Annotated in this window: 6 protein-coding genes and 1 tRNA gene; 1 reads left to right on the forward strand and 6 read right to left on the reverse strand. The window is 70.0% G+C overall.

Annotation, left to right across the window (positions count from 1 at the left end):
• Positions 1-7 precede the first annotated feature (7 nt).
• Positions 8-2,191: a glycosyltransferase gene (locus LXT21_RS37785; RefSeq protein ID WP_254043096.1), complete on the forward strand. Its 2,184-nt coding sequence runs from the start codon at positions 8-10 to the stop codon at positions 2,189-2,191.
• Between the two features lie 56 nt (positions 2,192-2,247).
• Here LXT21_RS37785 and LXT21_RS37790 read toward each other — a convergent pair whose 3' ends face one another.
• The 6 genes from LXT21_RS37790 to LXT21_RS37815 form a co-directional block, all read right to left on the reverse strand.
• Positions 2,248-4,539, reverse strand: a complete 2,292-nt coding sequence (locus tag LXT21_RS37790) for a glycosyltransferase (protein WP_254043097.1) — start codon at positions 4,537-4,539, stop codon at positions 2,248-2,250.
• Positions 4,536-6,497 carry a methyltransferase gene (locus LXT21_RS37795; protein ID WP_254043098.1) on the reverse strand — a complete coding sequence of 654 codons (1,962 nt, stop codon included), beginning with the start codon at positions 6,495-6,497 and terminating at the stop codon, positions 4,536-4,538. Before LXT21_RS37795 ends, LXT21_RS37790 begins: the two co-directional genes overlap by 4 nt.
• Positions 6,498-6,770: 273 nt before the next feature.
• Positions 6,771-10,583 (reverse strand): rhamnosyltransferase WsaF family glycosyltransferase, encoded by a 3,813-nt coding sequence (locus LXT21_RS37800; protein ID WP_323395516.1) that lies wholly within the window; start codon positions 10,581-10,583, stop codon positions 6,771-6,773.
• A 76-nt stretch (positions 10,584-10,659) separates the two neighbouring features.
• The gene (locus LXT21_RS37805) at positions 10,660-11,952 is read right to left on the reverse strand and encodes an ABC transporter ATP-binding protein (protein WP_254043099.1); all 1,293 of its coding nucleotides are present in this window, start codon (positions 11,950-11,952) and stop codon (positions 10,660-10,662) included.
• A 9-nt stretch (positions 11,953-11,961) separates the two neighbouring features.
• Entirely contained in the window at positions 11,962-12,744 is a 783-nt protein-coding gene (locus tag LXT21_RS37810; protein WP_254043100.1) for an ABC transporter permease, read from the reverse strand.
• 218 nt (positions 12,745-12,962) lie between these two features.
• A tRNA-Gly gene (locus LXT21_RS37815) sits at positions 12,963-13,037 on the reverse strand.
• Between the last annotated feature and the right edge of the window lie 74 nt (positions 13,038-13,111).

The raw sequence follows: 13,111 nt of genomic DNA on the forward strand, positions 1-13,111 counted from the left end.
GGTCCCCTTGCGCATCTGCCTGGTCTCCCGAGAGCTCGCTCCCTTCTTCGGCGGTGGAATCGGCTCCTACGCGTCGCTGATGTGCCGCGCCTTCGCGGAGGCGGGCCACGAGATACATGTGCTCACCGCGCCCCACGCGGGACTGGAGCGCGCCGCGACGCTGCTGCCTGGCGTCCACGTGCACACCGTCGCCCAGGACCTGGCCCCCGGCTTCGCGGGAGCCTTCCCCTTCCCGCCGCTCCGGCATTCGATGAAGGTGTACCTGGCCCTGCGTGCGTTGCACGAGCGCCACGCCTTCGACTTCATCGAGTTCCCCGAGTACGAGGGTGAGGGCTACTTCGCCCTGCGAGCCCGGCGCACGCTGGACCACTTCGCCTCCGCCGTGCTCGCCGTGCGGCTGCACACGCCGACCTTCGACGTGCAGCAACTCAACCGCGTCACCACCCTGGACATGGATGCGGCGCAGCAGGAGTACCTCGAGGACACGTGCATCCGCGAGGCGGACCTCTTGCTGTCTCCCACGCGCTCGCTGCTCGACAGGGTGAGCACGCGGCTGAAGCTGGAGACCCGGGGCGTCGTGGTCCCCCACCCCTTCACCGCCCAGGACTTTCCACGCCTGCCGCCGCGCCCCCCCACGGGCCGCCAGCGCGTCCTGTACTTCGGACGCCTGGAGTTTCGAAAGGGTGTCCACCTCCTCATCGAGGCGATGCAGTCGCTCTTCGAGCGCGGCGTGGACGCGGAGCTCCAGCTCATCGGAGGCGACACCCAGACGGGCCCCTTCGGGCGCTCCGTGCGCGCCTGGCTGGAGCGCCGCGTGGCGCCCGCCTGGAAGGACCGCATCCGCTTCGAGCCCCCACGCTCGCGTCCGGAGGTCGCCGCCGCGCTCGCCGAGGCCACCGTGTGCTGCTTCCCCTCCCTCTGGGAGAACTTCCCCAACGTCTGTCTCGAGGCCATGGCCTCCGGCGCGCTCGTCGTCGGCAGCGACGCGGGCGGCATGGCCGAGCTCATCGAGGATGGCCGCAGCGGATTGCTCTTCCGCTCGGGTGACGTGGAGCACCTGGCGGCCACGTTGGAGAAGGCGCTCACCACGCCCGCCCTGAAGGAGACCGCGCACCACGAGGCCCCACTGCGTATCGCCGAGGTCTGCGCCCCCGCGACCGTCGTGCGGCAGGTGGAAGCGGCGGTGGAGGGCGTGGCGCACGCGCGCCACCGCATCCTCCCGAAGCCCGCGCGGGACAAGTCCGACACGCCTCGCGTGTCCATCCTCGTGCCCTACTACAACATGGGGCGCTACCTGCCGGAGACGCTGCGCTCCATCCGCGCGCAGACCTTCACCGACTACGAGATTGTCCTCGTGGATGATGGCTCCACGGAGGAGGAGAGCATCGAGCTGCTCGACAGGGTCCAGGCGCCAGACCTGCGCATCCTCCGCAAGCAGAACGGCGGCCTGAGCTCCGCGCGCAACGCGGGCCTGAAGGTGGCCCGAGGGCACTACCTCCTCCCGTTGGACCCCGACGACCTCATCGCGCCGACCTTCCTGGAGAAGGCCGTCACCGTGATGGAGGCAACCCCTGGGCTCGGCTACGTCACCTCGCTGGTGACCTACTTCGTCGATGACGCCACGCAGGTGACGGGCGGCTGGGCTCCCTGGGGCATGGAGCGTGACGCGCTCTGGGTCGCCAACGTGGCGTCCACCTGCACGGCGCTGATGCGGCGTCGGGACGTCGAGGACGTGGGCGGGTACGACGAGTGGCTCACGGGCTACGAGGACTGGGACGTCTTCTGCTCGCTCGCGGAGAACGGGCTCGGGGGCTCCGTCATCCCGGAGCCCCTGTTCCAGTACCGGCTGCGACCTGACTCGATGACGCGCACGTCCCTCGTCGGAGACCGTTACCGGCTGATGGCCTACCTGTACCAGAAGCACCCCAAGCTCGCGCTCCACCCCGAGCGCTCGCTGCGCATCCTCCAAGGCGAGGCCCACAAGCAGGAGGCGCTGCTGCACACCCGGCTCGCGGACGCCACGCCACGCCCCCTGCTGGACAAGGTCGTCGACCGCGTCAACGCAACGCTCAAGCGTTTCGACGTCGTCCACCATGCGCTGCGAGGCGTGGCGACGCGGGTGGTGGGAACAGAGGACACCTCGCGTCCGCTGCGTCAGCAGCTCGTGGACCGGCTGCGCGGTCGGCGCTGAGGCCCCTTCAGGGCGCCCGGAGGACACGGTGAAGTGTCCGCTCCGGGCGCCGCCCGTCAGCGACGGCTGAGCCCCCACTGGCTGGTGGTGCGAACCACCTGCTTCATGCGGGGATGCACCGCGGGCATCCGCTTGAGGGTGCGGTTGAGCAGGTCCACCAGGGAGTACCGGATGGGCCGGACCTCCTCGCCCTCCGGCGTCAGTCCGGCCGCGGCGACCTTGAGCATCCGGTGCACCACGGGCACGCGCTTCAACGCCCGGTTGACCTTGTCCACCACGTCGTAGCGCAGCGGCGCCTCGCTCGCCGCCGACGCCGACACCACCTCCGCGGCCGTCGCGTGCAGCGCGTGCTCAGGCTGGGCCAGCAACAGGAACATGGCCAGCTGCGTACCCGCGGGAAGTGGCCGGGGGAGACCCTGGTGGAGCTGATACAGGAGCTCCAGATGCCGCTGCCGGTTGACCCCGGTAATCATCGAGCCCTTGCGCCGCCGGTAGTGGAAGTGCAACGCGTTGCTGACCAGGAACCGGCTGCCCGAGTGGGCCAGCCGCAGGTAGAGGTCCCAGTCCTCGTAGCTCGTCAGCTGCTCGTTGTAGCGGAGCCGCTCGAACAGCGAGCGCCGCATCAGCGACGTGGCGCACGCCAACCGGTTGGCGACCATGCCAAGGGATGGGCAGTCTCCGATGAAGAGCGCGTAGTCGATGAAGCGACGCTGGGCCCGCGCCTCGTCGGTGTCGAAGTAGCCGGTGGACGGCACCACCACGTCGAACTCGCGGTGACGCTCGAGCGCCTCCACGGCGATTCGGATGAAGGTGGGGCTGATGCAGTCATCCGCATCCAACGGCAGGATGTAGTCACCCGTCGCGGCGCGCAGGCCGACGTTGCGCGAGGCCGGCAACCCTCGATTGACGGGGTTGCGGATGAGCTTCACCCCGCTGTCGCCCGCGAGGATGGACTCCTCGATGTGAGCCAGCACCTCGTGGTCGAACGCCCCCGTGGAGGCGTCATCCACGATGATGACTTCGATCTCCGGGTAGTCGCTGTCCGCGATGCTCTCGAGCGTCTCCGGGAGGAAGCGCCCCAGGTTGTGGTTGGTGATGAGCACGCTGACGCGAGGCCGCCGCTCGTCCGGGAGCCTCTCGGTCCACGCGGGCTCCGGCTGGGGCCGCTCCCAATACGGCGCGTCCGCCGTCCACGCCACCGGATGGAGCACACCGGAGCGCCACGCGCGCTCCATCGCATCCACCAGCCCCTCCACCGAGCCGTCGAAGGTGTGGCAGTTGAGGCCGTCCACGAAGGGACTCCCCGGGGCGAAGGCCACGCACGCCGCGTTGAGCACCAGCGTGGCGCCCGCGCTGGCGGCCTCGTACGCGGTGAGGTTGAGGGACTCGTAGGCGGACGGGATGACGACGATGCCCTGCCCCATCAGCGCGTCCCGGTCCTTGCTGGGGCCGGTGAAGACGAAGCGCGGACGCAGGTCCTCCGGAATCATCGCCTGGACCTGGGCCAGGTACGCGGCGCTCGCGACGTGGCAGGCCAGCACCGCCTTGCCGCGGTACTCGGGGCAGCGGCGCATGAAGGCGCCGGCTCCGCGCACGAAGACGTCCGCGCGCTTGATACTCTGCACCTTGGTCACGAACAGCAGGTCCGGCTCGCCCTCGCCTCGCAGCGGCACCAGCTCCCGCTTCGGCGCGACGGGCGGAAACTCCCGGATGACCTTGTCCAGCCAGCCCTGAGCGAAGCCGTAGTGCGAACAGTTGAGCTCGGCGACGCCGGGGATGTGCGCGACGATGAGGTCCGCGTCCAGCAGCGCCTTGCGCTCCAGCTCGTACTGCCCCAGGTGCTCGCGCCCCGGCAGCTGACGCTCGAAGGGCGCCAGCATCCCGGCCGTCGAGTGCAGCCGCACCACCATCCGCGCGCCCACGAGGCCGCAGCCGAGCAGCTTCTCCTGGATGGCGCAGAAGGCCCAGCCCCGGTAGTCCGGGAACTCGATGACCTCGAAGTCGAGGCCCTCGGACTCCAGCCGGCGCAGCTCGAGCAGCAGCTCCATCGACTGGGCATGACATTGGGTGTCGGTGAAGGCCCCCGGAGGCGGATAGACGCCGCCCTCGTCGAAGCTCGTCTCCCAGTCATCGCGGGGCGCGGCGCGGTGCGCGCTCACCCGGTCCTGGAAGTGCTGCTCCACCTCACGAGGGTTCAACGTCGAGTTCGACGGGAAGAGCAGGTGCAGCTCGATGTCCGCGTCGCGCTGGAGCGAGTCCTCGATCAGGTTGTGGAGGACCCGTCCGATGCCGCCCGCGGTGAAGGGATAGAGCTCGTCGGTGACGAGACAGACACGACGCGGGCTCATGACTGAACGAACTCCCCCAGGACCTCGACCGCCTCCGCCGTCAGGGCGCGCTCGTAGTCCGTCATCATCCCCGCCAGCTCCTCGGGCGCGCGCTCGCGCAGCGACACCACCTGCTCGATGGCCGCGGTGACGGCCTCCACGGAGTCCACACCGGCGATCTGCGAGAGTCGCTGATAGGGATGCGCATCCAGCGCCCCCATGCTCAGCGTGCCATGGACACACGGGATGCCCAGCGAGAGCGCCTCCAGCGCCGTCATGGGCTGGCACTCCGACAGCGAGGCGTTCAGGACGATGTCGCACCGGCGCACCAGCTCGAACAGCTCCGTGCGGCTGGGGCGCGCGACGTGGTGGATGCGGCGGCGGGCCTTGAGCGCCTCGGGCAGCTTGTAGCTCGCGGTGACGTAGACGTCGTCGATGCGCGTGGAGGCCTGGCAGGCGAAGAGGTTGGTGAAGAAGTTCTTGCGCCAGTCGTTGGGCGTGGGGATGAGCGCCGCGCGCGTCATCCGCCGCGTCGGCGAGGTGCGCTCGGCGTCCGACACGCGCGGCGGCAGGTTGATGACCGTCTTGGGGAAGATGTCCGGGGACAGCAGGTGCATGCCCGGCTTGACGGTGGCCACCTCGTCGATGACGCCCCGCCGCTTCAGCTCCACGAGCTGCGCGAAGTAGTCGAGCTCCAGCGCGTAGTGGAACTGCGCCGACGAGCCATGCCACAGCGAGAGGATGCGCACCGACGAGCCCATCGTCCGGCGCAGCAGCACCATGAAGTCACGGGCGTTGGGCGAGTACGAGTGGACGATGACCGTGTTGCAGCCGCTGCGCTGGACGAGCTCCAGGGCCGCGCGCAGCTCCCGCTCATCCAGCGTGCGCTCGCAGGCGATGGCCAGCTTCTGCCCCGGCATGTAGCCGGCGGCGGCGCGGATGCCATGCCATTCCTGGTGGAAGACATGCATCAGCTTCCCGAACCGGGGCATGACGGCGGCCCAACGCGTGTCGAGCGGCGCGTTGTGGAGGAAGCCCGGGATGCCCGCGGGAGGCGTGTACGCGGGGGGCGCGTCCGGGAACGCGACGCGCGAGGTCCGCAGTCGCGCCAGGTCATCGGACAGCGCCTGGAGCCGCTGCCGGCGCTCGAAGCGCTCGGTCTCCTTCGCCAGGCGCTCGGTGAGCTCCTCCACCTTCGCCTCGGCGCTGGTGGCCGCGGCGCCCGACAGGGACTTGCTGGCCCGCTCCGCCCACGCCAGGAACTGGGGCATGGCGCGCTCGCGCAGCGCCTCCAGCGTCACCGGTCGCGACTCGTCCCGCGGAGACTCCGGCCCCGTGAGCTGGAAATAGCGGCGGCCCTCGTCACCGTGACGTTTGAGGAGGTACACGTCCTGGCCGTCCACCAGGCCGGGTCCGTGGTGCAGGTCCCACCCCTGCGGCAGCAGATCCGCGAAGGCGTGGAGCCAGCCGCCCGGGTGCTGCGAGGCGTCCCACACGCTCGTGGGCACCAGCGGGTTCTCCACCAGCACCAGCACGCCATCGGGCAGCAGCAGTCGGCCCAGCCGTTCCAGCAGGCTGGAGATGCGGTCCCCCGGCGTGTGCAGCAACGTGGCGACACTGAAGACCACGTCGAAGCGGCGCTCGCCCACCGCGGTGAGCGGGTCCTCGCCGAAGAAGATGCGCTCCTTCGCCAGGTGCGGCGCCTCGCGGCGCAGCGGCTCCGTCATGGATTCGGAGGCGTCATACCCGTGGTACTGGACGTGCGAGAGCCGGGTGACGTAGGCGGCGTGACGACCGAAGCCACAGCCGAGCTCCAGCACGGAGAGTGCACGGTCCAGGCGCTTCTGCTCGGCGCGGATGAGCGTGCTCAGCACCCGTTCCTGCTGACCGTAAATCCTGGCGCCCTGTGCGTCGGCGCTCCCCGCCTCCCACTGCGCGCGGCCGGCGGCCGGCGTCCACAATGGAAGCCCCTTGCTCATTTGGGTCGAGTCCCCACCAGGGCGCTCGCTCTTGATGTCTTTGTACATAGGCCGTTGAGAATTGACGCCGCCTACATGGACCAGGGGTCCGTATCCAGCGAAGTTCGGTAAGTCCTGCAACCATTCCCATGACTGGCGGCGCTCAGGCAAGGGACGTGCTGGCAGTGAAGGGTAAAAGCCACAAGGTGCGCTCAGTCGCACGGGCACCCGTCTTACCCGACGCATCCGACGCCCGCCTGGCCCACGTCCGAGCGGGCGGGCCGTGCGAGTGCCTCACTTGACGGCGGCGCGCGCGCTCCCGACGTCTGGTGCCAGCAGATATTCAAGCAGCAGGTCCACCTGTTCCTCCCAACTGGTGCGGCGCACGCGCTGGGCCGCGCGCGCACCGATTCGCGCGCGCAGCGAGGCATCCGTCACGGCCGCGCGCAGCCGCGCGAGCACGCAGCTCACCGTCGGCGCGGACAGCAGACAGTTCTCCCCGTCTTCCAGCAACCAGTGGTTCGCGGGATTGTCATTGGTCACCACCGTCACGCCGCACGCCATCATCTCCAGGGGCAGGTAGGAAGGATGGCGGGTGAACATGAAGCACAGACCCACGTCGCATTCCCGGTAGAGCGCCGCCGTGCGCTCCGCGGGCAACACGCCCAGGTTCGTCACCAGGCCCCGGACGCCGTACGACTCCGGATGCCACTCGGCGCCCGCGGTGATGATGTCCACCGCCGGCCCCAGCTCCCGCTTGAGCCGCGCCAGCGCCGCGAGCCCCAGCTCGAAGCCGTTGCGCTCGTTGCCGGGCCGTCCGTAGAAGAACACCCGCACCGGCCCCTTCCGCGCCGGACGCCGGTCATGGAAGAGCGCCGCGTCCACGGCGGGCTCGAAGGCGAAACCATCCATGCCGTGCAGCGCCTTCACCGTGTCGCGCAGGCCCGGCGTGTTGAAGATGCCCTGCAGCCCCAGCTGATAGGTCTGCTCCGCGAGCGCGGACTGGGTACCGGCCGCGAAGAACATCGGCTCGTAGTCCTGCACGAAGTACGCGCGCACCGCGGCGCGAGGATGGCGCAGCACCTGATACGCGGACGTCCAATACGTGGCGATGGCCAGGTCGCACTCGGGCAGCTCCGCCAGCGCGGACGCTCCCGCCAGCACGCGGAAGGCCCCGGCCGCGCCGGGGAACACACTGGCCGCCCTCGCCTCGAAGTCACCGGGGCTCGCGCCCGGCTTGTCGTAGACGACGAAGTCGCTCCGCACGCCGTGACGCCGGTGCATCAGGTCCGCGAAGCGGAACAGCGTGTGGATGCCCGCGTAGACGTGGCCGAACGCGGGGATGAACCACGTGGCCGTGCGCACCTTCCCGCGCGCGCGCAGCGCCGTGAGGGCCGCTCTCGCCGAGTCACGTGACGCCGCCGCCTGCTCGGGCGTGAAGTCCAGCTCCCCCAGGTGCTCCACCAGATGGCGCTGGGCCCGGGCCCGGGCCTCCATGGCCGGGTCCTGCGCGCTGGGCACGTCGTGCGTCAGCGTGCGCAGGGCCAGCGTCTCGCCCGTCTCCGGGTGGCGCCGGAGCGAGCAGTCCGTGCCGAGCAGCGAGAGGTTCGGGTTGTAGAAGGGGTCACCCCGCTCCCCCAGCCAGGGCCGATAGGAGACGTAGGACCACCAGTAGTCGGACTCCGGCACGGCGTCCGCGCGGCGGCTGGCGGACTCGTGGTGGATGAGGCGCGCGTGCGGCGTGTACACCACGCGAAGGCCGCGCTGGTTCAGCCGCAGGCCGATGTCCACGTCGCTGCCACAGACCTGGAAGCGCTCGTCGAAGCCGCCCAGGCCCTCGAAGACGTCGCGCCGGAAGATGACGCACGCGCTGGTGACGGACAGCCAGTTGCGCGTCCACTCGGTGTGGCCGAAGGGCGTGGAGATGGGGCCGTCCGGCAGCCGCCAGAACGGGTGCCCCGCCATGCCGGTGATGCCCACCACCGCGCCCGCGTGCTGCACGGTGCCCTCGGGGAAGAGCAGCTTGCAGCCCACCGCGCCCACCTCGGGCCGCTGCGCCTGCGACACCAGCTCCGTGAGCCAGCCCGGGTCCACCACCTCCATGTCGTTGTTGAGGAAGAGCAGCAGCTCGCCCGTGGCCTGCTTCGCCGCCCAGTTGTTGATGGCCGGGTAGTTGAAGGGGAAGTCCCAGGTGAGCTTCACCAGCCGAGGGTCCGTCAGCCGCTCCAGCAGCGCGAAGGTCTCCGGCTTCGTGCTGTTGTTGGAGACCAGCAGCACCTCGAAGTGAGGATACGTGGTGCGCGACAGCAGCCCCGGAACCAGGAGCTCCAGCAGGTCGGGCCGGTCCTTGAACGGGACGATGATGGACACCTTCGGCGTGCCCTTCACCGGATAGCGCACCCGGTACTGCGTGGGCGCGGGGCTGGACACCTCGGCCGACTCGCCCTTGCGCTCCAGGTGTTCTCGCAGCGCGCGCTCGCCCGCGTCCGTCGCCTTGGCCAGCCCCGCCGCCTGACTGGAGAAGGACGCCGGGTTGGCGCGCCAGTGGTACAGCACCTGGGGCACATGGCCGATGCCACGCGCCGCCTCGCTCAGCCGCAGCATCAGGTCGAAGTCCTGCGAGCCGTCGAAGCCCTCGCGCACGCCGCCCACCGCTTCAATCAACCGCCGCCGGGCGAAGAGGAAGTGGCAGACGTAGTTCACCGAGCGCAGCAGGTCCGGAGACCAGTCCGGCTTGAAGAACGGCGCCGTGCGTCGGCCCGCGGAGTCCAGTCGGTCCTCGTCGCTGTAGAGGACATCGAGCGACGGCTCCGCCTCGGCCGCGAGCACCATCCGCGCCAGCGCGTGCGGCGCCAGCGTGTCGTCGTGGTCCAGGAAGCCCACCCAGTCGCCCGTCGCCACCGCCAGGCCCGCGTTCGTCGCCCGCGCGATGCCGCCGTTCTGCGCCAGCGTCACCACGCGGATGCGCGCGTCCCCGGCCGCCGCCTCGCGCAGCATCCCCGCGACGTGCGGCGCGGTGCTGGCGTCGTCGACGAGCACCCACTCCCATTCCGTGTAGAGCTGGGCCCGCACGCTGTCCGCGCACTCGCGGAAGAAGGCCTCGGGCGTGTTGTAGACCGGCGTGACGAGCGTCACCCGGGTCCGCGAGGACAGCGAGCCGAGCGCCTCGCGCGCGGCCTCGAGGTCCGCCGGCTCCCGGCCCGCGCACCAGCCCTCGTAGTCGCCCAGCTCCGGAGGACGGGGCGCCGGAGTGCGCGTGCCCAGCACGCCCGCCAGCGCCAGCACCGCCTGCTCGTTGAAGCGCGTCTGCCGACGCAACAGCTCCGTCCACAGCGGGGCCCCCGCGCGCAACGGGCGCGGCAGGGCCTCGGGCCTCAGTGGATCATTGTGCTCGACGAGCCCCGCCACCCACCGGGCCCCCGTGGCCTCGTCGGGCGGCGTGGGACTGGCCGCCGCGACGACGGCCTCCACCATGGCCGTGTTCCAGGCGGACTGTCCCTTGAGGAGCCCCTCCAGCACGGGCCCCGCGGCGGACAGGTACGAGCGCTTGGCGGCCTCCACCACCGAGCCCAGCGCGCCGCCCCGGTGGGAGCGCGCCACCCGCCAGCGCGTCGGGTCCGCCTTGGGCTCCAGCTGCGCGCGGGCCCAGGCCGACACGTCCTCGCGCAGGCCCAGCGCGCGGTGCACCGTGAGGTACTCCAGCACGCGCACCACGGCCTTGTTGAAGTCGGCCTGGGGACGCAGCGACTCGACATGGAACGGGTGCAGGCCCTCGATGAAGGCGCGCTTCGTCGCCGTCACCACGCGGCCCAGCGTGGCGCGGTGCGAGTCCGGCACCGCGAACTCGTGGGGCACCGCCAGCCGCGAGGCCTCCTGCAGCGGGGACAGCGCGTGCGCCCCGTCCGGCCGCGCCCGGTGGAGCTGCTCGGTGAGCAGCCGCAGCGCGCCCTCCAGCGCCGTCACGTCCTCGCAGGACTCGGGCAGACACGGGCGGCGCGCCTCCAACAGCGAGCGCACCACGGCCACCATCCGCGCCAGCTCCCCGGCGCCCGGCGCCGCGTCGGGCGCCTGTGAATCACCGGCGAGCTTCTCCAGCACTGTCTTCACCGCCGTACCGCCTCTCTCGTTCGCGTGCCGGCCGCACGGATACGCCCCCTCGCGACTGCCGCCAACCCGAATGAAACTAGGGACGGCCCCCCCCCGCGAGCGCGGGCGCGATCTGCACCGCGGCGGGCTCCACCACCCAGTGGTGGGCGGGACGGAACACCCCTCGCTCGGCCACCGAGGAGTTCACCTCGAAGGTGCAGCGCTCGCGGGACACGCCTTGCGCCGTGCGAGCCGACACCACACACACGTACGTGCCCGCCAGCAGGCCCAGCCGCTCCAGGACGAAGCGCATCCGCCCGGAGGACGGCAGCTCCTTCGGCAGCGGCACGGACTCCACGCGCGTGCTCGTCTCGTAGAGCGCGCGGCCCTCCGGGGACTGGAGCGACACCTCGAACTCCAGGTCCGCGCACGGGCCCTGGACGGAGAAGTCCACGCAGACCTCCACCGCCACCTCGGGGGACAGCCGCGACATCTCCGCGCCGCCCGGCGACATCAGCCGCAGGCCGGAGAGGCGCACGGGACCGTCCTCGACGGGTGCGTTGACCTGCGGCAGCGCGCCACCGTCCTCCGTCAGCGCGGGCGGCGTGAAGGTGGCCGACTGCGCCTCCGCCAGGGCGATGGCCTGCTTGTACTCGGCGACGACGTCCGAGGGGCGACCCACGCGGCGGATGTAGCCACCGTCGATCCACGCGACCTCGTCGCACCACTTCTCCACGGTGCCCAGGTCGTGCGTCACCAGGACGATGGTCTTCCCGCGCTTCTTGAACTCCGTCATCTTCGCGAGGCTCTTCTTGCTGAAGTGCTCGTCGCCCACCGCGAGGATCTCGTCGACGATGAGGATGTCCGGGTCCACGTGCGTGGCCACCGCGAACGCCAGGCGCATGTACATGCCGCTGGAGTACGTGCGCACCGGCTCGTCGATGAACTCGCCCAGCTCGCTGAAGGCGATGATGTCATCCATCCGCTCGCGCACTTCCGCGCGCGTCATGCCGAGGATGATGCCGTTGATGAGGATGTTCTCCCGGCCGGAGAAGTCCGGATGGAAGCCCGCGCCCAGGTCCAGCAGCGCGGAGATGCGGCCGTTGATCTCCATCACGCCCGAGGTGGGCGTGTAGATGCCGGTGATGAGCTTGAGCAGCGTGCTCTTGCCGGAGCCGTTGCGGCCGATGATGGCCACCGTCTTGCCGCGGGGGATGCGCAGGTTGATGCCGCGCAGCGCGGTGATGAGCCCACCGTCCTTCGGCTTGTTCTTGCCGCGCAACCAGCGCAGCAGCTCGGACTTGAAGGTCGTGTACTCGCCCCGGATGGTCCTCTTCCGGAAGCTCTTCACGACATCGCGCAGCACTATGGCGTCGAGGGGTTCCTGCATGGCGACGGCTCAGATGGATTCCGCGAAGTCCTCGCGGCGGGATTCGAAGAGGACGGACGCGCCCCACAGCAACACCACCGACACGACGGCCAGCGCGGCCAGCGGGCCCGCATCCGGCAGGCGGTGCTCGTAGAAGATGGCCTGGTACGACAGCATCAAGCTGGCCATGGGGTTGGCCATCAGGATGGTCGTGCGCAGGCCTCCGTCGTGGATGGTGCTCGCCTGGTACAGCACCGGCGTGAGGAAGAACCACATGGTCAGCACGTTGCCGACGATGTGCTGCAGGTCCCGGAACGACACGTTGATGGCCGCGACGATGTACGTGAGCGCCAACGTGAAGATGAGCTGGATGAGCACCACCAGCGGGTACGCGATGACGTGCCAGGTGGGGTACTGCCCGTAGATGAGCCCCAGCGTCACCATCAGCGGGAGCGACAGCACGTAGTTGCTCAGGTTCGTCATCACCACCGTGGTGGGCAGCACCTGGGCCGGGAAGCGCACCTTCGTCATCAGGTCGCGCCGGTCACTGATGGCGCTGGCGCCCGCCGTCAGCGACGAGGTGAACCAGATCCACGGCAGCAGCCCCACGAACATGAAGTACGGGTAGTTGGGGATGTTCTGCCGCATCACCATGGTGAAGAGCAGCGCGTACACCATCATGTGCAGCGTGGGGTTCAGGAACGTCCAGAGGAAGCCCAGGAACGAGCCGCGGTAGCGGGCCTTGAGCTCACGCTGGACGAGGCTGAGGAGCAGGCCTCGGTATTGGTACAGTTCTCGGACGAGGCGAATCATGAGGGGGCCCTTCATATAGCAGGGCCCGAGTGCGCGCGAGGCAAGCCATACACCCCGCACCATTCCCTCGGACCCACTCTCGGAGGTCGTCTCCCCTCCGTGCGGCCGGCCCTGCCGCATGCTCGACCGCCCCACCCCGCGGGGCAACCACGCATGCGATGCGAGTCATTGCGTGAGAAAACAAAAAGGCTCCCGGGTTTCCCTGGGAGCCTTCGTTCTGGAGCGGGAAAAGGGATTTGAACCCTCGACCCTCGCCTTGGCAAGGCGATGCTCTACCGCTGAGCTATTCCCGCATCACGTACCGCGACGTCTCAACCTTCCGGCGCCCGCACCTTCTCCAGGTGAAAACAAAAGGCCCCCTGGTTTC

Origin of the sequence: Myxococcus guangdongensis, assembly GCF_024198255.1 — a bacterium.
Taxonomy (GTDB): Bacteria; Myxococcota; Myxococcia; order Myxococcales; family Myxococcaceae; genus Myxococcus; species Myxococcus guangdongensis.

Bases quoted from the DNA above. Each gene is read 5' to 3' on its own strand.
- LXT21_RS37790 (WP_254043097.1), bottom strand. From the start codon at position 4,539: ATGAGCCCGCGTCGTGTCTGTCTCGTCACCGACGAGCTCTATCCCTTC.
- LXT21_RS37795 (WP_254043098.1), bottom strand. From the start codon at position 6,497: ATGAGCAAGGGGCTTCCATTGTGGACGCCGGCCGCCGGCCGCGCGCAG.
- LXT21_RS37805 (WP_254043099.1), bottom strand. From the start codon at position 11,952: ATGCAGGAACCCCTCGACGCCATAGTGCTGCGCGATGTCGTGAAGAGC.
- LXT21_RS37810 (WP_254043100.1), bottom strand. From the start codon at position 12,744: ATGATTCGCCTCGTCCGAGAACTGTACCAATACCGAGGCCTGCTCCTC.